The organism is Bradyrhizobium sp. BR14999 (assembly GCF_056106085.1).
The window spans coordinates 2144164-2169335 of record NZ_CM148536.1 but is presented as its reverse complement, the minus strand read 5'-3'; the positions used below and the strand labels follow the sequence as shown (position 1 = coordinate 2169335).

19 protein-coding genes and 7 pseudogenes are annotated in these 25172 nt (G+C 61.1%); 11 read left to right on the top strand and 15 right to left on the bottom strand.

The window, feature by feature from the left end:
- Nucleotides 1-28: 28 nt before the first annotated feature.
- From ACR9YP_RS10065 to ACR9YP_RS10045, 5 genes and pseudogenes are all read right to left on the bottom strand, one after another.
- Nucleotides 29-796 (bottom strand): alpha/beta hydrolase family protein, encoded by a 768-nt coding sequence (locus ACR9YP_RS10065; RefSeq protein WP_474219581.1) that lies wholly within the window; start codon nt 794-796, stop codon nt 29-31.
- A gap of 620 nt (nt 797-1416) precedes the next feature.
- On the bottom strand, nt 1417-1692 hold the full coding sequence (locus ACR9YP_RS10060) for an ABC transporter permease (protein ID WP_474219580.1): 276 nt from the start codon (nt 1690-1692) through the stop codon (nt 1417-1419).
- Nucleotides 1693-2239: 547 nt separating this feature from the next.
- Entirely contained in the window at nt 2240-2461 is a 222-nt protein-coding gene (locus ACR9YP_RS10055; RefSeq protein WP_474219579.1) for an ABC transporter permease subunit, read from the bottom strand.
- A 524-nt stretch (nt 2462-2985) separates the two neighbouring features.
- A pseudogene (locus ACR9YP_RS10050) lies at nt 2986-4049 on the bottom strand (ABC transporter ATP-binding protein).
- Between the two features lie 358 nt (nt 4050-4407).
- Nucleotides 4408-4566, bottom strand: a pseudogene (locus ACR9YP_RS10045) (IS630 family transposase); the annotation flags it as partial.
- 203 nt (nt 4567-4769) lie between these two features.
- Here ACR9YP_RS10045 and ACR9YP_RS10040 point away from each other — a divergent pair.
- The 7 genes and pseudogenes from ACR9YP_RS10040 to istA all read left to right on the top strand — a co-directional run.
- Entirely contained in the window at nt 4770-5630 is an 861-nt protein-coding gene (locus ACR9YP_RS10040; RefSeq protein WP_249757261.1) for a tyrosine-type recombinase/integrase, read from the top strand.
- 9 nt (nt 5631-5639) lie between these two features.
- Entirely contained in the window at nt 5640-6833 is a 1194-nt protein-coding gene (locus tag ACR9YP_RS10035; protein ID WP_474218828.1) for an IS91 family transposase, read from the top strand.
- The gene (locus ACR9YP_RS10030; RefSeq protein WP_474218827.1) at nt 6830-7069 is read left to right on the top strand and encodes a hypothetical protein; all 240 of its coding nucleotides are present in this window, start codon (nt 6830-6832) and stop codon (nt 7067-7069) included. The genes ACR9YP_RS10035 and ACR9YP_RS10030 overlap by 4 nt, the downstream gene beginning before the upstream one ends.
- Nucleotides 7070-7296: 227 nt before the next feature.
- Nucleotides 7297-8157, top strand: a complete 861-nt coding sequence (locus tag ACR9YP_RS10025; protein WP_249757261.1) for a tyrosine-type recombinase/integrase — start codon at nt 7297-7299, stop codon at nt 8155-8157.
- A 9-nt stretch (nt 8158-8166) separates the two neighbouring features.
- Complete coding sequence (locus ACR9YP_RS10020) at nt 8167-9360, top strand: IS91 family transposase (RefSeq protein ID WP_474218828.1); 1194 nt, start codon at nt 8167-8169, stop codon at nt 9358-9360.
- Nucleotides 9357-9596 carry a hypothetical protein gene (locus tag ACR9YP_RS10015; RefSeq protein ID WP_474219578.1) on the top strand — a complete coding sequence of 80 codons (240 nt, stop codon included), beginning with the start codon at nt 9357-9359 and terminating at the stop codon, nt 9594-9596. The genes ACR9YP_RS10020 and ACR9YP_RS10015 overlap by 4 nt, the downstream gene beginning before the upstream one ends.
- A gap of 226 nt (nt 9597-9822) precedes the next feature.
- Nucleotides 9823-10578 (top strand): annotated as a pseudogene (gene istA / locus ACR9YP_RS10010) (IS21 family transposase); the annotation flags it as partial.
- Between the two features lie 18 nt (nt 10579-10596).
- On the opposite strand, the gene ACR9YP_RS10005 reads toward istA, so the two are convergent.
- From ACR9YP_RS10005 to ACR9YP_RS09990, 4 genes are all read right to left on the bottom strand, one after another.
- On the bottom strand, nt 10597-12546 hold the full coding sequence (locus ACR9YP_RS10005; RefSeq protein ID WP_474219577.1) for a recombinase family protein: 1950 nt from the start codon (nt 12544-12546) through the stop codon (nt 10597-10599).
- 104 nt (nt 12547-12650) lie between these two features.
- A complete protein-coding gene (locus tag ACR9YP_RS10000) occupies nt 12651-12932 on the bottom strand; it encodes a hypothetical protein (protein WP_474219540.1) in 282 nt (93 codons plus the stop codon).
- A complete protein-coding gene (locus tag ACR9YP_RS09995; protein WP_474219539.1) occupies nt 12929-13402 on the bottom strand; it encodes a helix-turn-helix domain-containing protein in 474 nt (157 codons plus the stop codon). Before ACR9YP_RS09995 ends, ACR9YP_RS10000 begins: the two co-directional genes overlap by 4 nt.
- Before the next feature lie 164 nt (nt 13403-13566).
- The gene (locus tag ACR9YP_RS09990) at nt 13567-13857 is read right to left on the bottom strand and encodes a DUF5372 family protein (protein WP_474221011.1); all 291 of its coding nucleotides are present in this window, start codon (nt 13855-13857) and stop codon (nt 13567-13569) included.
- A gap of 24 nt (nt 13858-13881) precedes the next feature.
- On the opposite strand from ACR9YP_RS09990, the pseudogene ACR9YP_RS09985 reads away from it, so the two are divergent.
- From ACR9YP_RS09985 to ACR9YP_RS09970, 4 genes and pseudogenes are all read left to right on the top strand, one after another.
- A pseudogene (locus ACR9YP_RS09985) lies at nt 13882-14664 on the top strand (Mu transposase domain-containing protein); the annotation flags it as partial.
- A gap of 11 nt (nt 14665-14675) precedes the next feature.
- Nucleotides 14676-14991, top strand: a pseudogene (locus ACR9YP_RS09980) (ATP-binding protein); the annotation flags it as partial.
- A 285-nt stretch (nt 14992-15276) separates the two neighbouring features.
- Nucleotides 15277-15669, top strand: a pseudogene (locus ACR9YP_RS09975) (ATP-binding protein); the annotation flags it as partial.
- 92 nt (nt 15670-15761) lie between these two features.
- Nucleotides 15762-17243, top strand: coding sequence for an IS1182 family transposase (locus ACR9YP_RS09970; protein WP_474219575.1), 1482 nt, complete (start codon nt 15762-15764; stop codon nt 17241-17243).
- A 475-nt stretch (nt 17244-17718) separates the two neighbouring features.
- Here ACR9YP_RS09970 and ACR9YP_RS09965 read toward each other — a convergent pair whose 3' ends face one another.
- The 6 genes and pseudogenes from ACR9YP_RS09965 to ACR9YP_RS09940 form a co-directional block, all read right to left on the bottom strand.
- Entirely contained in the window at nt 17719-17958 is a 240-nt protein-coding gene (locus ACR9YP_RS09965) for a hypothetical protein (protein ID WP_474218827.1), read from the bottom strand.
- Nucleotides 17955-19148 (bottom strand): IS91 family transposase, encoded by a 1194-nt coding sequence (locus ACR9YP_RS09960; RefSeq protein ID WP_474218828.1) that lies wholly within the window; start codon nt 19146-19148, stop codon nt 17955-17957. Before ACR9YP_RS09960 ends, ACR9YP_RS09965 begins: the two co-directional genes overlap by 4 nt.
- A 9-nt stretch (nt 19149-19157) precedes the next feature.
- Nucleotides 19158-20018 carry a tyrosine-type recombinase/integrase gene (locus ACR9YP_RS09955; protein WP_249757261.1) on the bottom strand — a complete coding sequence of 287 codons (861 nt, stop codon included), beginning with the start codon at nt 20016-20018 and terminating at the stop codon, nt 19158-19160.
- 112 nt (nt 20019-20130) lie between these two features.
- Nucleotides 20131-21039: pseudogene (locus ACR9YP_RS09950) on the bottom strand (IS630 family transposase); the annotation flags it as partial.
- A gap of 433 nt (nt 21040-21472) precedes the next feature.
- Nucleotides 21473-22602, bottom strand: a protein-coding gene (locus ACR9YP_RS09945; protein WP_474219526.1) for an IS3 family transposase whose coding sequence is annotated in 2 segments (ribosomal slippage) — nt 21473-22341 and nt 22341-22602 — 1131 coding nt in all. Because the reading frame shifts where the segments join, the coding sequence is not laid out codon by codon here.
- Between the two features lie 612 nt (nt 22603-23214).
- Nucleotides 23215-24399 (bottom strand): alpha-hydroxy acid oxidase, encoded by a 1185-nt coding sequence (locus tag ACR9YP_RS09940; protein ID WP_474219573.1) that lies wholly within the window; start codon nt 24397-24399, stop codon nt 23215-23217.
- Nucleotides 24400-25172 lie beyond the last annotated feature (773 nt).

Here is a 25172-nt window from a genome sequence, read left to right as displayed (position 1 = left end):
GTTGGAGGCGCCGAAGCCGACGACACTCCTACGTTGAATTTTGTGAGAGCCTCTGCGATAGCCAACTGAAGATGCAGTCATCTGAGCTAATGAAGTTGTCAACCTCCTCGCCTTGGCTTCCTCGAATGAGTTGCGGCACGACCAAGTCCACGTCGATGTGCGCTGCCATGCAAACAGCCTGTAGTTTGATCGCCTCAGACACGCTGACGACCCCGCGCCCACCGGCGACCACGAGTGTTGGACAATTTAATAGTCTAGCCAGCCGTGAGCGATATGCAGACACCATGTCGTTATCTGCGCCATCATCGGTGGACGTCATCCAACCAATGCATTTTAGGGAGCGTGCCCAATTCCAAATGCCACCATCACAGACCGCCGCAGCAACTCGGCGATCGTATGCGGCAAACTCAGTGGCTGGAGAGGCCGATAGTCCGTCTCCATAAACGCCGATCCGACTACTATCAACGTCCGATCGAACCGACAAATGATCCAAACAATGAGACAATACGACTTCCGATTCACCTCGCGCGCGATTGACCACGTCCGTGCCAGAGATAGTCAGGACAGACATGCCGCGGCCAACCACCACGGGCAAGAGCCTGCCCAGCAGGGTCGCGGCCTTCTCTTCTTCGCTGCTGATGCAAATGACCGCCGGCGCGCGTGAGTTGGGGCCACCAGCGGGCAAATAATAGGCTAGCACCTCCCCCAGATCGTCGCACTCAATCCGTACGCTCTCCACCTCCTGGCCGAAGGATAATCCGATCCTCTGAAGGCCAACTTCGATTTTGCCGGACACGTCTGCGCTCTGTCGATCACCGTCAGGCACTAGCCTCCTGGCAACCTCAAAGGCGGTGAGCGCGCAAAGCGAAGCCTCCGTAGCTTCATCGAACTCCTTTTTGCTTATGTTGAGGTCAGCGATACGGCAATAAGCATCTCCAGTCCCGGTCCATGTTGTGACCCAGCCCTGCCGAACCATCTGGACGCATTGATCTGCCGGCGTTAGACTTTCCAGAAACGCCGAAGCGCTCCGTCGTACGGACGCAAGGTCGCCCCGAACATGAGGCCAAGCACCAAAGTCCATTGATTGCCCCTAGGTGAAGATCCTTAACTCCTTCGCACAGCTTGAGCCCGACATTCAGCTGCTCCTGTGGAGATCGACTTATTGGGGGAGAATTGCTTCTCAAGGTCGTGTTGTCTTCATCTCCTTGTAACAAATTTACCAACAACTGCGCGCCGAAATATCCCAATAGCGAGGCGTTCAACTTAGAAAATCTGTATCCGCAGGCGGCTGCACGAGTTTTTTATGCGTGCGATCGTCTGGCCTTGGAGAAGGAAGAAATGCGATACGAGTCCTTGGTAGCGCAACCCAAGATCCCAGGCGTTTAAGATCGATTTTCTAACCGCAAAGTAGGCCGTTTAAGCAGTGGTCTCAAAAAGGGTGCCAGCAACCTTCGCCCTTGACCGCCACCAAGTGACGTACAAAAAGATTAGCCAAACCACAGGCAGAAGCACGAGCATCGATGCTACCGCGGCAATTGTGGGATCGATCTCATGCCGTATATTTTCCCACATCTTCAAAGGCAGCGTGCGGACCGAGAATCCGCTGACCAGCGACGTTTTGACGACTTCGTCGAAAGAGTGAAGGAAAGCAAACAAGGCACCGCCGATGATGCCCGGCTGCACCAGCGGCACCGTCACTCTCGTAAAAGTTCGAAGTGGGTCAGCCCGCATACTTTTTGCAGCCAGCTCCTAGCGAGCGTGCCGACTATTGTTGACAAGAAGGACCGCCACAGCGATCTGGATGCTGGTCCAGGCCGCTTGAGTCCAAGAGGGCGTGCTGAAGAACGAGTGGTAGCACTGGAGTGAAAAAGCTGATGGCGGAAACTGTAGCGTAGGTCCGGCACTGAACGACATGACAATGACCACAACGCTCGGAAACAACAGGTAAAACATAACGATCGCGACAAAGGCCGGCCCGACAATTTTCCACAAGCCCTTGTTACTCCCGCCCTGGTAGAGCATCGCGGCCCAGCGCTTCGCCCTAAAGCGACCGGCGAGCTCACTGAGATGGTGCATCGGAGAGACGAATGAGCGCCACCGGTTCCGAGACAACTTCAATCCTGGTCTCGGCGCGCGAGCCTGATTGCCGGACAGATCTAGCTCAAAAATCGCGAGCATAAGCCCGGCTAGTCCCAGGAGAATGAACGCAGAGGCAGCGATGCGCCCGAGATCAAAAGAGTTATCGACTTGAGCCGCGATAAAAATTTGAGAGCATGGCGTCACCTAAACCGCCTAGCGCGGCTGGCGTTATATAGAAGCCAAGACAAAGGATGAAGACCAACAACGAGCCACTGCGAACGCCTGGCAAGCTAAGGGGGAAAAACACGCGCCAGAACGCAGCGAAGGGGCGTGCACCCATACTACGGGCCGCTGCTGCAAGCGACTTGTCAATCCCCAGCATTACACTCACCAGGGGGAGAACCATGACCGGCAGCATGATGTGGACCATGCCGATTTAGACTGCCATACGATTGTAGATGAGCGGTATAGGGCTAGTGATGAGCCCGAGATCGAGCAGGAGATTATTGATTAGGCCTCGATCGCCAAGAATTACGATTCAGGCGTAAGTGCGCACGAGAAAACTGGTGAGATACAGAGCTACGACGAGCACCAGAACACCATGCGCACGCGCTTCGAGGAAGCCGCGATCAAATATGCCGTGGGATATCCTACAAAGACACAAATCGCTGTAGCAATGACGCTCACCTCAACGGTCTGCAAGAGCACACGGACATTCGCCGCCCGGCAAAAAAAGCCTCGTAATTTATGAGCGAGATCGCCGGCGCATTGATGCTGGTCAGAAATAGGAGAACGGCGGGCACACCAAAAACAGCAAGCAGAATGGCCAAAGCAGGAAGTGTAAACGCAATGGACATTCGGCCAAGCTTGTGAAGAACGTTCATGACCATTGTCCTTTGTGGCCTTCTACTCAGCAACGAATCGCACATCGGAACGCAGCCACTCAAGCCTGGCCTCCTCGCCCGGTTGCAGGGCCGGTCGTCCCGATACGACGGGCTCGCGCGCGACAAGCATGGTACTGCCGACACGCACGTGATATTTTCGAAGGGGTCCCGCGTAGATCATATTTTGCAAGATGCCGACGACGGCCTGGCGTAGATCCGCATCAGCCCGCTCAGGCGCATCGAGTGCGGCGACACAAATGCGCTCCGGCCGTATCATGGCAATCGTGCCGGACGGTTGCGCGGTCTCGGATTCGATCAAGAAACCAGGGTTCTCAAGAATGTTCGCCTCGCCCAAAAACTTCGCCACAAACTGCGTTGTCGGCCGGTCGTAGATTGCCTCGGGCGTATCAGTCTGCTCGATCTCGCCGGCCCGCATCACAACGATGCGATCCGACAGCGTGGGCGCTTCGTCCTGGTCATGCGTTACGGAAACCGTGGTGATGCCGAATTCCTTGTGCAGGGTCTTGATTTCGCTCTGCATCTGTTCGCGCAAGTTGCGGTCCAGTGCGCCGAGCGGCTCATCGAGCAGAAGAATCGGCGGATCTGCTATCAGAGCGCGAGCCAACGCAACGCGCTGTTGTTGGCCTCCGCTCAGTTGCGACGGCATACGCTCCTCCAGACCATCCAGATACACGCGCGCGAGAATTCGATCCACCCGCGTCACCCTCTCAGCAGCGTTGATGCCACGCATTTCGAGCGGAAACTCAAGATTGCGGCGCACGTTCAGGTGCGGAAATAGGGCATAGCTTTGAAACACAATGCCCTGATCGCGTCGGCAGGAGGGGAAGGCGGCAACAGATTTTCCAGCGATGAAGATATCGCCTTGAGTTGGCGCCTGGAAGCCCGCAGCATTAGAGTGGTTGTCTTGCCTGAACCACTTGGACCAAGAATGGTCAAGAACTCGCCGCGGGAAACGCTCAACGAGAGGTTCTTGACTGCAGCAACTGATCCGTAGGTCTTGGTTACGTTCCGAAACTCGATTTGTGCGAGAGCCACTTCTCTTTCCTTCGCTTCATCGTCGGCAATGGAGACGACACCATTGACAGCCACGGTCGCAAGAACCGTTAGCAGGTCGCTGATTGATGAAAGCTAGGGCGTTCGACATGACGGCTCCTTCAACACAAGAAAATGCCCGGCGACCGATGCATGCGGTCGCCGTGCGATGAGGTTCAAGGCCTTCAGGATCAGCTAAGAATCCACTCGTTCCAGCGCTCGCGGAGCCGCTCGGAATTGGTCTTTCCGTCCGCTCTTTTCTGACTATACCCTGCCCGTTGATGACAATGCCGGTCGTCAAATAGTCGGGATGGCTGGGGAATTTACGCGCTAGTGTCCTAAACCAGAAGTTCGCAACATCGCGTCGTGTTGTACCGGGGCATTTGTAACGGCAGAAGCGCTCGATGGAAGCAAGGATGTCGTCGGCTGACTTGGTCCACCGGAACGGCTTGGGATCAGCGTTATGTCGTTCGATGAAGGAGGCGATGTCCGCCCTGAGGGTGGCTACGCTGCGATAGACGCCGCGCCTGATCTTCTTATCGGTAAGCTGCGGATTCCGCTCGATGTCGCCCATCGTTCCGAGATGATCTCGCCCACCATTCCGATTTGAAGTCGCCCACCCGTTCCGAGACGATCTCGCCCGGCATTGAACGAACCCGCTACGCGGGAGTGGAGGCAAGCCTGCTGTACTGAGGTGTCCTGTCTGAGAGGATGTTGGTCTTCGCACCACCCCTCTCAAGACAGGAGACCCAGATGGCTACGATGAGCCCTCTTCGGCAGCGTATGATCGAGGACATGACGGTCCGCAATCTGTCGCCGTCGACTCAGCAATCCTATATCTATGCGATCGCAAAGTTTAGCCGCCATTTCGGCGACGCCCCGGACCGGTTGAGTTTCGAGCAGGTCCGTGCCTACCAACTGCACCTCATCGGCCAAAAGCGTTCGTGGTCCCACATCAATCAGGTGGCCTGCGCGCTGCGGTTCTTCTACGGCATCACACTCGGGCAGACGGAGGCATTCGAGCGGATCATCGGCGGCCAGAAGCCCGACAAGCTCCCCCTCGTGCTTAGTGCCGAAGAGATCGAGCGCTTTCTGGACGCGGTTACAGGGGTGCGCAACCGCGTCGTGCTGGCGACGGCTTATGCGGCTGGCTTACGGGTTAGCGAGGTCGTACGCCTGAAGGTGAGCTCGATCGACAGCAAGCGAATGTTGATCCACATCGAGAACGGCAAGGGCGGCAGAGATCGTTACGCGATGCTTTCTCCTCGGCTGCTGGATATTCTGCGTGCGTACTGGACGCGAACACGGCCGGGGCTGTGGCTATTTCCAGGCCAAGACCCAAGCGAACATGTCAGCGTCCGCTGCGTCCAGGCGGCCTGCCGCGCCGCCCGCCGACGCGCTCGGATTGCCAAGCCGATCACTGTCCACACGCTCCGGCACTCCTTTGCGACTCATCTCCTGGAAAGCGGGATCGACATCCGCATCATTCAGGTCTTGCTCGGACATGCCGACCTCGGATCGACCGCCCGCTACGCGCAGGTTGCGACCAATCTGCTCGCTCGCACGACCAGCCCATTCGATGGGCTCTCCATCACGGTGATCCCACCCCACTAAGCCGCGCATATGCGCCCCGTGCTTGAGGTGGCGGACATCTTCCGCCGCCACGGCGCTGCGTTCCGTACCGCGCAGGGCTCTCGGCTCACATCCGACCAGCGCCGTGTGATGGCAGCCATCGAGGCGTGCCGCACAGCGACGCTCGGCGGCCATGTCGAGCGGTGCGACGACTGCGGCCTGGTTCGCGTCGCGTACAACAGCTGTCGCGATCGGCACTGTCCAAAGTGCCAAGGCCTCGCGCGCGCCCAATGGCTCGCCGATCGCCAAGCCGATCTGCTGCCGGTCCCCTATTTCCATGTTGTCTTCACCGTGCCGGCGCCAGTAGCCGCTATCGCGCTGCAGAACAAGGCGGTGGTCTACGACATCCTGCTCAAGACGGCGGCCGAGACGATCCGTCTCATCAGCGCCGACCCGAAGCATCTCGGTGCCGAGACTGGGATGATCGCCATTCTCCACACCTGGGGGCAGACCCTGACGCATCATCCGCATGCCCATTGCCTCGTGCCGGGCGGCGGGATTGCCCCTGATGGAAGCTGGGTTGGCTGCCGCTCCGGCTTCTTCCTTCCCGTTCGCGTCCTGTCACGATTGTATCGTCGGCTATTCCTGGAGCGCCTCCAGGCGGCGTTCGATAGCACCAAGCTCCAGTTCTTCGGCCACCTCGACCACCTGAGTGAAGCGGCTGCATTCGCCCGCCATCTAAACGCCCTCCGCAAGGTCAAGTGGGTCGTCTACGCCAAGCGTCCCTTCGGCGGACCAGAACAGGTTCTGGCGTATCTCGGGCGCTACACCCATCGCGTTGCGATCGCCAACGGCCGGCTCATCACCTGTGAGCAGGGCCACGTCCGCTTCCGGTGGAAGGATTATCGCGCCGGCAACAAATCCAAAGTGATGACGCTCGAGACTGACGAGTTCATCCGTCGCTTTCTGCTCCACGTATTGCCGAAGGGGTTTCGCCGCATCCGTCATTTTGGCTTCCTGGCGAACGCCTGCCGCGTCGCCAAACTCGCGCGCATCCGAGCGGCGCTAAAGGCGCCGCAACCACCTCCGCCTGCCGAAGCTGTCGACTATCGTGAGCGCTGCGCCATCCTCATTGGTCACCGCCTCGACTTGTGCCCCATCTGCGGAGGCCGCATGGTCGAGATTGGGCCTGTGCCGCGTGCGCAAACGCCGCGACGCGCAGCACCTCGCTGCGATACATCATGACCGACTACCTCGACTTGTTCGCTCCCACTGCAGGCATCGCCATGCCGACGTTCTCCGTCGGAACGATCAAGCACGCTCAGAACGCGCGGCGAACGGGCGATAGTCAGCCGCTTGGGCTTGACGCGCCGTTCGACGCTATCGACGCCGGCATCCTCTGCTGCCAACATCAGCGGCAATCTGCGGCCACACTCGCTCGCGGGCCCGACATCGGGTCAATCGCGCCTACCGGCGCCTAGATCGAGCCCCCATAGGTCCTCGCTCACAAGACGCGGCTTCGTTCAATCCAGCTTCAAATAGGTCCCGCGCTGGACTTGCGGCGAGATCTGCGACGCGGGACCTATTTGAACCCTCCAGTATTGAACGAACCCGCTACGCGGGAGTGGAGGCAAGCCTGCTGTACTGAGGTGTCCTGTCTGAGAGGATGTTGGTCTTCGCACCACCCCTCTCAAGACAGGAGACCCAGATGGCTACGATGAGCCCTCTTCGGCAGCGTATGATCGAGGACATGACGGTCCGCAATCTGTCGCCGTCGACTCAGCAATCCTATATCTATGCGATCGCAAAGTTTAGCCGCCATTTCGGCGACGCCCCGGACCGGTTGAGTTTCGAGCAGGTCCGTGCCTACCAACTGCACCTCATCGGCCAAAAGCGTTCGTGGTCCCACATCAATCAGGTGGCCTGCGCGCTGCGGTTCTTCTACGGCATCACACTCGGGCAGACGGAGGCATTCGAGCGGATCATCGGCGGCCAGAAGCCCGACAAGCTCCCCCTCGTGCTTAGTGCCGAAGAGATCGAGCGCTTTCTGGACGCGGTTACAGGGGTGCGCAACCGCGTCGTGCTGGCGACGGCTTATGCGGCTGGCTTACGGGTTAGCGAGGTCGTACGCCTGAAGGTGAGCTCGATCGACAGCAAGCGAATGTTGATCCACATCGAGAACGGCAAGGGCGGCAGAGATCGTTACGCGATGCTTTCTCCTCGGCTGCTGGATATTCTGCGTGCGTACTGGACGCGAACACGGCCGGGGCTGTGGCTATTTCCAGGCCAAGACCCAAGCGAACATGTCAGCGTCCGCTGCGTCCAGGCGGCCTGCCGCGCCGCCCGCCGACGCGCTCGGATTGCCAAGCCGATCACTGTCCACACGCTCCGGCACTCCTTTGCGACTCATCTCCTGGAAAGCGGGATCGACATCCGCATCATTCAGGTCTTGCTCGGACATGCCGACCTCGGATCGACCGCCCGCTACGCGCAGGTTGCGACCAATCTGCTCGCTCGCACGACCAGCCCATTCGATGGGCTCTCCATCACGGTGATCCCACCCCACTAAGCCGCGCATATGCGCCCCGTGCTTGAGGTGGCGGACATCTTCCGCCGCCACGGCGCTGCGTTCCGTACCGCGCAGGGCTCTCGGCTCACATCCGACCAGCGCCGTGTGATGGCAGCCATCGAGGCGTGCCGCACAGCGACGCTCGGCGGCCATGTCGAGCGGTGCGACGACTGCGGCCTGGTTCGCGTCGCGTACAACAGCTGTCGCGATCGGCACTGTCCAAAGTGCCAAGGCCTCGCGCGCGCCCAATGGCTCGCCGATCGCCAAGCCGATCTGCTGCCGGTCCCCTATTTCCATGTTGTCTTCACCGTGCCGGCGCCAGTAGCCGCTATCGCGCTGCAGAACAAGGCGGTGGTCTACGACATCCTGCTCAAGACGGCGGCCGAGACGATCCGTCTCATCAGCGCCGACCCGAAGCATCTCGGTGCCGAGACTGGGATGATCGCCATTCTCCACACCTGGGGGCAGACCCTGACGCATCATCCGCATGCCCATTGCCTCGTGCCGGGCGGCGGGATTGCCCCTGATGGAAGCTGGGTTGGCTGCCGCTCCGGCTTCTTCCTTCCCGTTCGCGTCCTGTCACGATTGTATCGTCGGCTATTCCTGGAGCGCCTCCAGGCGGCGTTCGATAGCACCAAGCTCCAGTTCTTCGGCCACCTCGACCACCTGAGTGAAGCGGCTGCATTCGCCCGCCATCTAAACGCCCTCCGCAAGGTCAAGTGGGTCGTCTACGCCAAGCGTCCCTTCGGCGGACCAGAACAGGTTCTGGCGTATCTCGGGCGCTACACCCATCGCGTTGCGATCGCCAACGGCCGGCTCATCACCTGTGAGCAGGGCCACGTCCGCTTCCGGTGGAAGGATTATCGCGCCGGCAACAAATCCAAAGTGATGACGCTCGAGACTGACGAGTTCATCCGTCGCTTTCTGCTCCACGTATTGCCGAAGGGGTTTCGCCGCATCCGTCATTTTGGCTTCCTGGCGAACGCCTGCCGCGTCGCCAAACTCGCGCGCATCCGAGCGGCGCTAAAGGCGCCGCAACCACCTCCGCCTGCCGAAGCTGTCGACTATCGTGAGCGCTGCGCCATCCTCATTGGTCACCGCCTCGACTTGTGCCCCATCTGCGGAGGCCGCATGGTCGAGATTGGGCCTGTGCCGCGTGCGCAAACGCCGCGACGCGCAGCACCTCGCTGCGATACATCATGACCGACTACCTCGACTTGTTCGCTCCCACTGCAGGCATCGCCATGCCGACGTTCTCCGTCGGAACGATCAAGCACGCTCAGAACGCGCGGCGAACGGGCGATAGTCAGCCGCTTGGGCTTGACGCGCCGTTCGACGCTATCAACGCCGGCATCCTCTGCTGCCAACATCAGCGGCAATCTGCGGCCACACTCGCTCGCGGGCCCGACATCGGGTCAATCGCGCCTACCGGCGCCTAGATCGAGCCCCCATAGGTCCTCGCTCACAAGACGCGGCTTCGTTCAATCCAGCTTCAAATAGGTCCCGCGCTGGACTTGCGGCGAGATCTGCGACGCGGGACCTATTTGAACCCTCCAGTATTCCGGGATGATGTCGCCCGGGTGACGCGGCCTCTTCTGGCTCCCATAGGGTCCGTCCTTTCGGCTTTGCGAAGGGGGACCCTGGATGCCGACGGAGAGGCTTGCGATGCGCCGTGTGCGCGATGTGATCAGGATGAAGACGGCTGGGCTGCCGAGCCGCGAGATTGCGCGGCGGATGGGCGCGGCGCCCTCGACAGTGCGGTTGACCATCCGGCGGTTCGAGGCAGCAGGCCTGAGTTGGCCGTTGCCCGACGAACTCACGGACGCGGCCCTGGAGGCCCGCCTGTTCGCCAAGACCGGCAACGGCAACCGGCAGGGTCACCGCCGCATCGCCGAGCCCGACTGGGCGGCGGTGCACCGCGAGCTCAAGCGTAAGCACGTGACGCTGTCGATCCTGTGGGAGGAGTACATTGCCGCCGAGCCCGGCGGATACCGGTACTCGCGCTTCTGCGAGCTCTACCGCGCCTGGGAGGGGCGCCTGTCGGTGACGATGCGCCAGTCGCACGCGGCCGGCGACAAACTGTTCGTCGACTACGCGGGCGACGGCGTGCCGGTGGTGGTCGATCGCCTCACTGGCGAGCGGAGGACGGCGCAGGTCTTCGTCGCCGTGCTTGGCGCCTCGAACTTCACCTATGCGCAGGCGACGTGGACGCAGGGGCTTGCTGACTGGATCAGCGCCCACGTCGGCACCTTGGCGGCGATCGACGGCGTGCCGGCGCTCTTGGTGCCTGACAATACCAAGGTCGCGGTCATCAAGGCGAGCCTCTACGACCCGCAGATCAATCGCACCTATGCGGAGATGGCGGCGCATTACGGCACGGCCGTCTTGCCGGCGCGACCACGCAAGCCGCGCGACAAGGCGAACGCTTCATACTGCACCTCATTCCTTTGATGGCGCGGTGATGGCGGTGAGCTGCGCCGGGCGGGCGCCGCGCCCACCGCAGCCTTTGCGGATCGTCATGCCAGGCGGGATCTCCCACAGGCCACGGTTCAGGCTATCGGTATAGCATTTTGTGATGAGCCCCTGGCGACCCCACGTGTGTACGGCTGTCTCGGAGACGCAGAACTTGGCGGCGATCTCGCGCGTCGTGAGCATACCACGTCGACGCAGCCGCTCATATCGGCTCGCAAGTTTGTAGGCGCAGCGAATGAAGGCAACCTTCTTCAGATTAAACGCCTTTGCTTCCCATGTACGCCATCCGTGATTATTGAGAATCTCGGCGACTTCGCGATCGCAATGATGGTCAAGAAGACGATCAACCTCGGCGACGAGTTCAGGTTTGAACTTGCGGATCTGGGCGATGGGTAGCGGCCGGTCGAGCACCAAGGTGCGCGTGGCGCCGCCAGACAGGCGCACATGGGCCGTGATGGTTTGCGACTTGATTAAGGTTACGTCGTCGATGAGCAGACGCACGATGCGCTTGCGCTCGCGGGAGTCAACTCGCGGATCTTGCCAGATCCGCGGAAGCTGCTCGGCGAGGTTAAGGATGCGACGCTGGGCTTCTGCGCTGAGTGCCGCAGCCTGCTGTTTGCTCCGGCGCTTGTAGTCTTCGGCGGCATCGGCATGACGGCGCAGCTTGTCGTTCCATTCGGCCTCGAGTGAATCGGCGACGAGTTGGTTGTCGGGATCAACCTTCATGTAGCGTCGACGCGCAAGCTCGGCTTCATAGCGCATCCGCTCGACATGCTGGCGACGCGCTGCATCGGTCTCTGCGGCGCGCGCCTCAAGTTCGCGCTGCACCTCAAGGGTGACGGCCAGCGTCATCGGCGTCATCAGCTCGATCATCAGGTCGGCGATCCCCGCATCGACGATCCTCCCGGGAACCGTTTGGCAGGTCCATACCGCGCGGCGTATCGCGTTCGCCTGGCACAGGTAGGTTGGGACGGTGCTGCCGTGCTCCTGGCTGTAGCGCACACCCATGCGTTCGCCACACAGGCCACAGACCACGCGACCTTGGAGGAGCGCCGGTCCCTCGCGCGCCGGTCCCGACCGCCGCTCGCCACCGAAGGCACGAGCGTTGTCGGCGAGCCGCCGCTGGTTGGCCTCGAAGCGCTCCCAGTCGATGTAGCCCTGGTGCATTCCCGGCATAACGAACTGCCAATCGGCCCTGGCCACCTTGACGACACTGGTGCCACCATCGGGCCGGTGCCGTATGCGCGTTCGGCCATACGCAAAAGCGCCGGCGTAGCGCGGATTGTGGAGCACCTGCAGAACGCGCGCATGGTGCGGCGCCGCCCACAGGAGATCACCTTTGTTCGATCCTGTCCGGAGTCGGCGCGGGAACAGCAAACCCTGCTCCCGGAAGAAGCGGACTGTCTGCATCGCACTTCCGGTCTGCTCGAAGGTATCGAACAGGAGACGGATTGCGTTCTGCACCTGGAGGTCGGGATCGAGGCCGATCGTCCGATCGTTCCGGTAAACCAGCCCGACCGGAGGGCACATCTCGAGCTCGCCGCGACGGGCCTTGTTGAGCTGACCACCACGCATGCGTGCTTTGAGGATGTGCAGCTCGGCCTCGCTCATCGTACCTTTGAGGCCGAGCAAGAGGCGATCGTTGAAGCTGGCTGGATCGTAGATACCGTCTTCGTCAAGGATGAGCGTCGCCGTCAATGCGCAAAGCTCGATGAGCCTGTGCCAGTCGGCCGAGTTGCGCGCAAGGCGCGAGACCTCCAGCCCCATGACAATACCGGCCTTGCCGAGCGCCACCTCGCTCACCAATTGCTGGAAGCCGTCGCGCGCTGTCGTACTTGAGCCGGACTTGCCGAGATCGCGTGACGTGAACGCGCTCGACCGGCCAGCCGGCCACAACTGCTCGATCCCGCAACCCATATTGGCGCTCGGTGCTCTCGCCGTGCTCGGCGACCTGGCGAAGAGTCGATTGGCGGACATAGAGGTAAGCGTCGCGCTTGAGATGGTCGGCAGTGATTTTAAGCTCAGGCATGGAAGGGCTCCATTGCGATGGCGACGAGGATGCCGGCGATGAGGCGCGTGACGTCGCTTGTTGCGGGCGACGGATTGTCTGGGGCCGAGTGCGTGAGCCGATGGTCGTAGCAGGCCGCCTTGGTATCGACCTCCTGTCCGCGTGCTCGGATCCACGCTGCCAATCCCCGTCGACGAAGAATGGTGAGACCAGGGCAGGCCGTGAACTCGGCACGTAATGCGGCGGCGCGTAGCTTCTCGTAGCTGTCCGCTGCGTCCGCAGGCGCGACGATCAAGCTGGGTTGAGTCGTTTTTTTTTGCGCGCCAGCGCCCGCTCCAGGCTGCGTCGGTGCACCTTGACGCCGAACCGCGCCGAGATCGCATCTAGGCAGTGCGACGTCGTTAGTTCGGGTCTTGCAGCTTTGAGAGCGGCGACGAACGCAACGACCTCGGCGGAGACCTTGTGGCCGCCTTTGGGGCCTCGCCGGTTCGGCAACAGGCCGGCAAGCCCGGTGGTCTGCAGGGCGCTCTGCGCCTTGTAGAAGGTCGGGCGCGTCACGCCGAATGTCTCGGCGGCCTCGCTGATCGCAACGCCGTCGACCTGGTGACGTCGCACCATCTCGTAGCGCACCTGCACCAGGTCCTTCGCATCGAAGAATGGGTTGCTGACGAACGAGGGGTCGCGGACGGCTTCCGGATTTGGATTGAGGACGCCGTCTTGCGCCAGCGCCTCGCTCTTCGGATCCCGCTTCTTCGCCCTGGCCATGCTCGGCCTCAATCTTACGTAAATATAAATACGCCTCTATATGTTGAGTGTCAATGGAGATGTCGACGCCATATGAAGATTTATCGCGGCTAGCAGCGTAGTAATACGCCGCACCGCGTCGACGGCATGGCGTTATTATCCTTACACATGCGGCGTATTTAGATTTACGCATTACGGGCGCCCATGCTCTCCGCGAGCCGGTCTAGCGAGTCACAAAGCGCCAACAGATCAACCGCGCAAAAGGCTGCTCTACCCGCAGCAATCAGCCGGAACTCATCGGGTGGATCGATATCGGTCCATGCGCTCGCGATCGTACAAAGTCGACCGTTCTCCCCCTCATAGACCACCCGGTCTTCGCCCCAATGACGGCGCCGACAGATCAGCTCGAACTTGCGACCGCAGAGCGGATGGAAGGGGGTGCGTGATCCGCACCTTTTGCGGGGTCGTACCCGCATGACCTGCAGTCGACAACTTTTGCCAAGGCAAAGGTCGAGCAGGCTGTCCTCATCGTCGAGCGCTGGCTGCTCGGCCGCCTGCGCCACCGTGTCTTCTACAGCCTCGCCGAGGTCAACGCGGCGATCGGCGAGTTGCTCACCAGGCTCAACGAGGAGCGGCCGATCCGGCGGCTCGGCGTGACGCGCCGCCGGCTACTCGAGGAGGTCGACCGGCCGGCGCTCAAGCCGTTGCCGGCGAGCCCCTACGTGCTCGCCGAGTGGCGTATCCGCCGCGTCAGCCTCGATTACCACGTCGAGGTCGAGAAGCATTACTACAGCGTTCCACATCGCTTCGCGCGTGCCGAGGTCGAGGTGCGGTTCACCGCTCGCACCGTCGAGATCTTCCACAAGGGCGAGCGGATTGCCGCGCATCAGCGCATGAGTGGCAATCACAAGCACACCACCGCGCCGGAGCATATGGCTTCCAGCCATCGCCGCTATGCCGGCTGGACCATCGTGCGCATCCGTCAGGACGCTGCCGCGATCGGCCCGGCGACCAGCGCATTGTGCGACCTCATTCTCGACGAGCGCTCGCACCCCGAGCAGGGGTTCCGCGCCTGTCTCGGCATCCTCAGGCTCGCCGCGTCCTACGGACGCGAGCGCCTGGACGCGGCAGCCGCGCGGGCGATCGACATCGGCGCGCGCACCTATGGCTCGGTCAGATCGATCCTCGCCAACAACCTCGATCGGCGTCCTGCTCCCCAGCGTTCCGCGGACGACCTGCCGATCCTGCATTCCAACATCCGCGGACCGCGCTACTACAATTAGGAGATGATCCCTTGCTCACCCATCCGACCTTCGACCGGCTCAACGCGCTCGGCCTCCACGGCATGGCCAAAGCCTTTGTCGACATCGAGGCCACCGGCGAGGCCGCGAGCCTCGGTCACGCCGAATGGCTCGCGCTGCTGCTCGAACGCGAAGTCTCGCTGCGTCACGACAAGCGGCTCGCCGCCCGCCTGCGTCACGCCAAGCTGCGCCAGCAGGCTTGTGTCGAGGATGTCGACTACCGCACCCCGCGCGGTCTCGATCGCGCGCTCTTCGCCAGCCTCGTCGAGGGCCGCTGGATCGACGACCACGCCAACCTGCTGATCTGCGTATAGCGCGACAATCAGGATGAGAGCGCGTATTGCCGCATGTAGCGATGTTCCCGAGAGACCTCTCGTTGCCTCATCTATTTTGCTCCCTAGCCAGGGGGAGCGAAGGAAGCCGGTCGCACAACGGGTGGGCATTTCGAGCGCGCCGATATCGCGCTCGGTCCTCGACCGAGCGCTTGCAAAGCCAACAGACCGGTGATCGGGCGTGGTCAAGGCCGGCAGCCGCCGAAGGCGGTGGCGCAGCGCGCCAGCCTTGAGCACGGTCGATCACCGGTCTACCTCTTCGGCGCTCGGCCACAAGGCCTGCCGCGACAATCGCTCTGTCCTTTACCAGCGCGTCCCGCATCTGTTCGATGACCTGGCGCTCGCCCGCGGCGACGGCCGCCATCCGCGCCTGCTGCGCGCGCTCGGCCGCGTCGATCTGCTCATCCTCGACGACTGGGGCCTGGCCCCGCTCGATGCCGGCGCCCGCCACGACCTCCTGGAGATCCTGGAGGATCGCTACGGCCGCCGCTCCACCCTCGTCACCAGCCAACTCCCGGTCGACCAGTGGCACGCGCTCATCGGCGACCCCACCTACGCCGACGCCGTCCTCGATCGCCTCGTCCACAACGCCCATCGGCTCGATCTCTCTGGCGAAAGCTTGCGTCGAACCCGGCAATCCGCCCGAAAGGCCTGAGCCCGTGGCGCTGTGGACATGCCGCTTCGCTTGGACAACGCCAAGGAGACTGGGCAAGAATCCTGGATGCGCGATGGTGTACGATTCTTCGCATGACGATTCGTGCATTCAAACGCGGTTCATGCCGCGAGCAGACCAGCCTCCTGCCACCGCGTATCGAGGACTACGTCGATGCGACTAACCCGGTGCGGGCAATCGACGCCTACGTTGCCAACATTGATCTGGTCGCACTTGGTTTTCGACACGCTGGGCGCCAGAGCGGAGCGGGACAGCCGCCATATGATCCGGCAGATCTGCTGAAGCTCTATCTCTACGGCTATATCAATCAAATCCGCTCCTCGCGTCGCCTCGAGCGAGAGGCCGGGCGCAATCTGGAACTGATCTGGCTATTGCGCGGGCTCGTTCCGGGCTATCGAACCATAGCCAATTTCCGTAAGGAGAACGGGGCGGCGTTGAAGGCCGCGAACAGAGACTTCGTCTTTCTGGCGCGCACGCTCGATCTGCTTGGCGGTGAACTCGTGGCCATCGATAGCGCCTTCTTTCGTGGCGATGCCAGCAAAGCGAGCATCACCACGCAGAGGAAGCTAGCGGAGCGCCTCAGGGCGCTCGAATGCGACATAGAAGCCTATGCAAACGCACTAGAGGCGAACGATGCGGTTGAAGCCGCGCAGATGCCCTCGTCGCTCGATTGCAAAGGCATACGAGAGCTACCGACACCCGAAAAGCTGGCAGCACTGATGGAGAGACGAACCCGCACTAAGGCGGATCTCGATCGCCTGGAAGGGAACGGTGAGCTACAGTTGTCGCGCACAGACGCTGACGCTCGCCTCCTGACGAAGGGAGGCCACACAGTCGCCGGATATAATGTGCAGCTCGCTGTCGACGAAAAACACAAGCTGATCGTCGCGAGCGAGGTGGTCAATGACGGCAATGATAGTGGCCAATTATATGCGATGGCGGCGGCGGCCAAGGCGGCACTTGGGGTCACGACACTGACGGCAGTGGCTGATGCGGGATACTACAACGGTGAGACGTTGAGGGCCTGCGAAGCGGATGCGGTCACGGCCTATGTCCCGCCAGCGGAACGGAATCAGCGCCTCGCTGCACAGGGACGTTTTGGTCGTGGTGATTTCCACTATGACGCCGATACCGATGTCTACCACTGTCCGGCAGGAGAACGGCTCAAGCTGATGAATGGTCGCAAACAGGATGCTGCCGGCAAATTACAGATCCGTTATGCGGCCCGCGTTGCTGCTTGTGGCTCCTGCTCTTTGCGCGCGGCCTGCCTGACGGAAAAGGCGAAGCTGCGGATCGTTTACCGCTGGGAGCATGAGGACGTTGTCGAACGACATCTGGCCCGGATGCGCGATGCCGGTGCAATGATGCGACGCCGTTCCGCCGTGGTCGAGCACCCCTTCGGTACACTTAAGTGCCGCGCTGGATACCGACATTTCTTGCTGCGTGGCTTTGACAAGGTGCGTGGAGAGTGCAGCCTGATGGTGCTGAGCTATAACTTCACCCGGGTTCTAAGCATATTCGGCATTCAGGGGTTCATCGCGAGCCTGGCCAAGTAGTCGCGAGGGCTGGCGTGATTCCATATCAACAGAACGCGGCTGATATAGACTCGTAGAAGCAGAGGCTGCCCGGCACGGACTGCTCTGGCTGCCCCGACTTTGATCCTGTCAGGCTTTGCGAGACGTTCTTGCCCAGTCTCCAAGGCGTTGCCCACATGCCCACAGCAACCGCAGCAGAAGAAAAACAGATTCAAGCCCCGATTCCAGATTGACCACGCGGCTTGACCGATGCCAGAGAACCAACCGGCCAGAACGCCTCGCCCCCGGGCGAGATCAAATCGGAGAGGTGGGCGACATCGTCTCGGAATCCCCGGGCGACTTCAAATCGGTACACCCGGGCGACATCATCCCGGAATACTGGAGGGTTCAAATAGGTCCCGCGTCGCAGATCTCGCCGCAAGTCCAGCGCGGGACCTATTTGAAGCTGGATTGAACGAAGCCGCGTCTTGTGAGCGAGGACCTATGGGGGCTCGATCTAGGCGCCGGTAGGCGCGATTGACCCGATGTCGGGCCCGCGAGCGAGTGTGGCCGCAGATTGCCGCTGATGTTGGCAGCAGAGGATGCCGGCGTCGATAGCGTCGAACGGCGCGTCAAGCCCAAGCGGCTGACTATCGCCCGTTCGCCGCGCGTTCTGAGCGTGCTTGATCGTTCCGACGGAGAACGTCGGCATGGCGATGCCTGCAGTGGGAGCGAACAAGTCGAGGTAGTCGGTCATGATGTATCGCAGCGAGGTGCTGCGCGTCGCGGCGTTTGCGCACGCGGCACAGGCCCAATCTCGACCATGCGGCCTCCGCAGATGGGGCACAAGTCGAGGCGGTGACCAATGAGGATGGCGCAGCGCTCACGATAGTCGACAGCTTCGGCAGGCGGAGGTGGTTGCGGCGCCTTTAGCGCCGCTCGGATGCGCGCGAGTTTGGCGACGCGGCAGGCGTTCGCCAGGAAGCCAAAATGACGGATGCGGCGAAACCCCTTCGGCAATACGTGGAGCAGAAAGCGACGGATGAACTCGTCAGTCTCGAGCGTCATCACTTTGGATTTGTTGCCGGCGCGATAATCCTTCCACCGGAAGCGGACGTGGCCCTGCTCACAGGTGATGAGCCGGCCGTTGGCGATCGCAACGCGATGGGTGTAGCGCCCGAGATACGCCAGAACCTGTTCTGGTCCGCCGAAGGGACGCTTGGCGTAGACGACCCACTTGACCTTGCGGAGGGCGTTTAGATGGCGGGCGAATGCAGCCGCTTCACTCAGGTGGTCGAGGTGGCCGAAGAACTGGAGCTTGGTGCTATCGAACGCCGCCTGGAGGCGCTCCAGGAATAGCCGACGATACAATCGTGACAGGACGCGAACGGGAAGGAAGAAGCCGGAGCGGCAGCCAACCCAGCTTCCATCAGGGGCAATCCCGCCGCCCGGCACGAGGCAATGGGCATGCGGATGATGCGTCAGGGTCTGCCCCCAGGTGTGGAGAATGGCGATCATCCCAGTCTCGGCACCGAGATGCTTCGGGTCGGCGCTGATGAGACGGATCGTCTCGGCCGCCGTCTTGAGCAGGATGTCGTAGACCACCGCCTTGTTCTGCAGCGCGATAGCGGCTACTGGCGCCGGCACGGTGAAGACAACATGGAAATAGGGGACCGGCAGCAGATCGGCTTGGCGATCGGCGAGCCATTGGGCGCGCGCGAGGCCTTGGCACTTTGGACAGTGCCGATCGCGACAGCTGTTGTACGCGACGCGAACCAGGCCGCAGTCGTCGCACCGCTCGACATGGCCGCCGAGCGTCGCTGTGCGGCACGCCTCGATGGCTGCCATCACACGGCGCTGGTCGGATGTGAGCCGAGAGCCCTGCGCGGTACGGAACGCAGCGCCGTGGCGGCGGAAGATGTCCGCCACCTCAAGCACGGGGCGCATATGCGCGGCTTAGTGGGGTGGGATCACCGTGATGGAGAGCCCATCGAATGGGCTGGTCGTGCGAGCGAGCAGATTGGTCGCAACCTGCGCGTAGCGGGCGGTCGATCCGAGGTCGGCATGTCCGAGCAAGACCTGAATGATGCGGATGTCGATCCCGCTTTCCAGGAGATGAGTCGCAAAGGAGTGCCGGAGCGTGTGGACAGTGATCGGCTTGGCAATCCGAGCGCGTCGGCGGGCGGCGCGGCAGGCCGCCTGGACGCAGCGGACGCTGACATGTTCGCTTGGGTCTTGGCCTGGAAATAGCCACAGCCCCGGCCGTGTTCGCGTCCAGTACGCACGCAGAATATCCAGCAGCCGAGGAGAAAGCATCGCGTAACGATCTCTGCCGCCCTTGCCGTTCTCGATGTGGATCAACATTCGCTTGCTGTCGATCGAGCTCACCTTCAGGCGTACGACCTCGCTAACCCGTAAGCCAGCCGCATAAGCCGTCGCCAGCACGACGCGGTTGCGCACCCCTGTAACCGCGTCCAGAAAGCGCTCGATCTCTTCGGCACTAAGCACGAGGGGGAGCTTGTCGGGCTTCTGGCCGCCGATGATCCGCTCGAATGCCTCCGTCTGCCCGAGTGTGATGCCGTAGAAGAACCGCAGCGCGCAGGCCACCTGATTGATGTGGGACCACGAACGCTTTTGGCCGATGAGGTGCAGTTGGTAGGCACGGACCTGCTCGAAACTCAACCGGTCCGGGGCGTCGCCGAAATGGCGGCTAAACTTTGCGATCGCATAGATATAGGATTGCTGAGTTGACGGCGACAGATTGCGGACCGTCATGTCCTCGATCATACGCTGCCGAAGAGGGCTCATCGTAGCCATCTGGGTCTCCTGTCTTGAGAGGGGTGGTGCGAAGACCAACATCCTCTCAGACAGGACACCTCAGTACAGCAGGCTTGCCTCCACTCCCGCGTAGCGGGTTCGTTCAATCCGCAGTAAGAAGCGCGAAGAAGCGCTCGACCTGATTGAGCCATGACGAACTGGTCGGGTCAGGTGCACATGCCAGCGCGGCCGTTTAGCCAGCCATTTCCGGATCAGCGGGGTCTTGTGGGTAGCGTAGTTATCCATGACGAGATGGACCTCGAGTTGGCGCGGCACAGCGGCCTCGATCTCGTCCAAGAACTTGCGGAGCTCGGCGGCACGGTGCCGTCCGTAGCACTTGCCGATAACCCGTCCGGTCGCAATGTCGAGGGCGGCGAACAGCGATGTGGTGCCGTGCCTTTTTGTAATCGTGGCTCCTTCGGGCCGGCTGGCCGGGACGCATCGGCAACATCGGCTGACTGCGGTCCAGCGCCTGGATTTGAGACTTTTCGTCTACACACAGAACGATGGCGTGTGCCGGCGGCGAGACGTAAAGGCCACCGACGTCGCGCACTTTGGCCACGAAGTTCGGATCGGTCGAGAGCTTGAATGTCTCCAGCCGGTGCGGCTGGAGCCCGAAGGCCCCCCAGATACGTTGCACCGTCGACACCGACAAGCCGCTGGCCTTTGCCATACCGCGAGAACTCCAATGAGTGGCGTTCTCGGCACAGCTTTCCAGCGTTCTCACGATCACGGCCTTGATGCGACCATCGTCAATGGTGCGCGGTGCCCCGAGCGCGGCTCCATCGTGCAGCCCGGCCACGCGCTGCTCCACAAAGCGCCGCCGCCATTTGCCTACCGTCCCGCGCTCCTGGCCCAGCTTGGCCGCCACTTCTTTGTTCTGACCGCCTTCCGCACAGGTCAGCACGATCCGGGCTCTGAGAGCCAGCGCCTGCGCCGTCTTTCGCCGCATTATCAGCGACTGAAGTTCAGCACGCTCATCATCGCTCAATATCAAGGGCGCAAGTCGCTCGGCCGCCATCGGATCCTCCGTCGCTGTTGCAGCCTCCAGTCTGCCACAGCGGCGCGAATCTAACGCGAATCTACGATTGCGAACTTGTGACTCGGGACACTAGCACAAGCTACGACGTCGCTTTGATGGAATGCAGCTTTCGAGCGACCTGTTTGAGGTCGCGGGGTACTGCCTGCATGAGACTGAGGTCAACCAGTTGACACATCCCCCCGGACTATACGCCGCGACCCTGCGTTCAACTTATTTTTTCTGTCACTTAAATATTATCATCCAATGAGCGCTGAAAATGGTCGATGAGAGCTGGCTCCGGTTGTTTGGACAGCGCCCCGCGGAATTTAAGTGGATTCCTGCCGGGTTACACTGACTGCGGGGCTTTGCGATTTTGTCGTTGCGTCGGGAGGGCGTAGCCCGACCAGAGCGACGACAAAATCGCGGGCGACGATCATGCGGCCATCACCATCGCTTGCACGCCGAAGTAAGCCTCGTCGGGCGTGCGTTCGTCAAGGCTCGAGTGCGGGCGTCCCCGATTGTAGAACGCCAGATATTTGGAAATCGACGCTCGCGCCTCGGACACGCTGTCGTAGGCGCGCAGATAGACTTCCTCGTATTTGATCGTGCGCCAGAGCCGCTCGACGAACACGTTGTCACGCCAGGCGCCCTTGCCATCCATGCTGATAGCGATCTTGGCGTCCAGCAGCACGCTGGTGAAGTCGACGCTCGTGAACTGGCTGCCCTGATCCGTGTTGAAGATCTCGGGCCTGCCGTGCTTCGCCAACGCCTCCTGGAGCGCTTCAACGCAGAACATCGTCTCCATCGTGATCGATACGCGATGGGCCAGGACCCGCCGGCTGAACACATCGACGACCGCCGCGAGGTAGACGAAGCCACGTCGCATCGGAATGTAGCTGATGTCCATTGCCCAGACCTGGTTCGGCCGCTCGATCTTCAATCCGCGCAGCAGGTACGGGTAGATCTTGTGGCCCGGTGCGGGCTTGCTCGTGTTCGGGCGGCGATAGATCGCCTCGATCCCCATGCGCTTCATCAGCGTCGCGACGTGGCGGCGGCCAACCTGCACGCGCTCACGCCGCAACAGCGATCGCAGCATGCGCGCCCCTGCGAAGGGATAATCGAGGTGCAGCTCATCGAGCCGGCGCATCAAGGCAAGGTCCTCGGCCGAAACCGGCCGAGGTTCATAGTAGACCGTGCTGCGAGCAAGGCTCAGGACTTTCGCCTGGCGCACGACAGGCAGATCATGGTCGCGGTCGATCATCGCTTTGCGCTCAGCAGGCCCGCCTTGGTGAGCGCGCTCTCTAAAAAATCATTCTCCAAGGCCAACTCGCCGATCTTGGCATGTAACGCCTTCAAATCGACCGGCGCCTCGGCCGGTCCCTTGTCCTGCCCAAACACGCCGGCGGCGCCTTCCAGGAGCTGGTTCTTCCAGGTCGTGATCTGGTTCGGATGGACATCAAACAGTTGCGCCAGCTCGGCCAACGTCTTCTCCCCCTTCACGGCCGCCAAAGCCACCTTCGCCTTGAATGCCGGAGAATGCGTCCGGCGACTCCTCTTCGTCATCTTCGCTCCTGATTCGCGGCGAGAATCCTCGCCGCTGTCAGGCAGAAAATCCACTCAAGCTACTGTCCGAATTTGCGGAGCCAGCTCTATGTGCCATGTCCGATGGCCGAAATTGCAACTTTATGTCCCTTGCGAAGCTAGAGACGCGACAGGGAGCCTCAGATCATCAGCAGATTTCGAAAACCGGCGGCCTGTGGCCGAAAACGCCGCCAAGCCTCGGCATATGCTTGGCCACGGAATGGCGAATGACGCCTTGAAGGCCACACACGCAATCCCATAAAACAAGAATCGCCCCGCGCGAGCTTCGGTTGGTGTCTTCACCAATGTCATCGCCGTCTCTGAGAAATTTCTGCTCCAGCTAGGTTACGGCCTGCCGCGATGCCCACTATCCTTGCACGCGATCGCCGGTGCGCCTCGAAATCCATGATCACCGAATTTGATGTTTCAGACTTCGCGAGGAGGTGTTTGCACAGGCGCGCCGGCGGGCTTCGCAGCATTGTAGGCTGCACAGTTGCGATTGAACACAGTCCAAATCGCCTGTTGGCGGGAGCCAGAATAGATCGCAGCGCGCGCCAGATCAAACTGATCGAGCCAGAGCTCACGTGCGGACCGCTAGACTCCGCCTCCCGGCTTCGAACTATCGGCGCAACCCGGCATCACGAGCAGGCTCCTGTCCAGTTGGCGAATGTCCTTGCAGCCGCACATGGCCATGGCAACGTCAAGCTCGCGTTTCAAGATGCCGATCATTCGGCTGGCTCCTGGCATTCCGCCGACGGCCGTTCCGTATAGTAGAGTTCGCCCGATCATGACGGCCTTTGCTCCCATTGCAAGGAGCTTGAGAATATCGCTGCCTCGCTGAATACCGCTGTCCGCAATGACAGTAATCTGGCTGCCGACGGCGTCGGCGATCTCCGGCAGCACCTCAATGGGCGTCACGGCGCTGTCCAGATTACGTCCGCCATGGTTGGAGACGACGATGCCGTCGACGCCGACCTTTGCGGCGAGAATGGCATCATCGGATCGCAAGATGCCTTTCAGAACAAGGTTCCCCCGCCAGAGATCGCGCAGCCGACGGATATTCTCCCAGGCAAGATACGTCTCATGGCGCAATGTACGAGTCGAGCCCTTTCTCAATATGCTGTTCCGATACGCGGCGGGATAGTTCGCGAACGACGGCGCTTTGCCTGTCGCGAGATAGCGCGCAAGGACGCCTATTGCCCAGCGCGGATGGAGAGCTACATCACACACATTTCGTGCCGAATATCTAATCGGCATGCCAAAGCCGTTGCGAGTGTTAAACTCTCGGTTTGCATTAACGGGCGTGTCGACCGTCAGAACCAATGTCCGAACGCCATTTGTCCATGCCCGCTCGATCAGATCCTGCCAGATTTCTTCCTTGTCCCAGAGATAGACCTGAAACCAAATCGGAACAGCACTTGCTGCCGCAATCTCTTCTACTGCCGTTATCGCCTCCATTGCGGCACAGAATGGCACGCGACACGAGGCGGCTGCTCTCGCCAATTCGAGCTCTCCCTCATATCTTACTAGGCCGGCGAATGCTGTCGGTGCGATGATAATCGGCGCTTCGTACGTTTCGCCGAAGAGCGAGACAGCTTGGGTGCGAGCACCGCCGCCCGTCAGGACGCGAGGAGTTATCCGCACTGCATCCAAGGCGAGACGATTCTGTTGCAGCGCATTCTCGTCCTCAGTACCTCTGTCGATGTATTCAAAGATGCCGCGCGGCAGTCGCCGCTTTGCGATCCGCCGGACTTCCGCATGGTTGAGAAAATCGTTCACCTGAATCACCTCCGCATCAAATGCCTGTTAATGATGATTGATCATCCATTGCGCAAGAAGTGCTCGCTCTGCGAGCGACAACGCTGGTCCGGCCGAGAGTCATGTCCGAGATCGTAGAAACGATTTAGTGGCAAGAACCGCGCAAACCTGCGACTAAATCGGACCAGTTACGCAGAAATTCAGCGAGTTTCGCGCAATCACGCAGGATTCCAGAGAACCCGCCGATGGGAAATGACACTTCATTGCCGAACCGTTTCCAACGAGCCAAGCTGCGAACATACTGGTGCGCGAACCCAAGTCGCAGTGCGCCAGAGCGCGTTGTGATTTGGGCCGCGCGCAGGAGACCACTTCTTTTCGTGCTCATCGCGGCGGAGAATAAGAAAGTCAACTATCCAGTTGTCAATGACATCGCACTAAAATCAGCGCGCCGTCAGCGCGGGTGACACTTCGCCGGCATCGAGGAAGAGGTCGATCTCCGGGCCGGTGTCCGAATGTATGCAGGCTGCTTGGAGCGTTCAGATGTTGCTTCTGAACGCGGCGCGCGCAGCGAATTGCGCTGCCCGGCTCTTCGCTCTGCCAGAAAGGGCCGGGGAATTCGAAGGTGTGTCGCTCCAGGTTGGACAGTCTGCGAATTCGCCCTCAACACCTTTTGGATCACGGAATGAGAATCTATTCTGGCCGCTTGCTGCAAGAATGTGCGCCTGCTAATTGCGCTTTCCCAGATTGCTCTCGATCACTTCACGCGATTTGCACTCGAAAACGGCCCGGCGAGC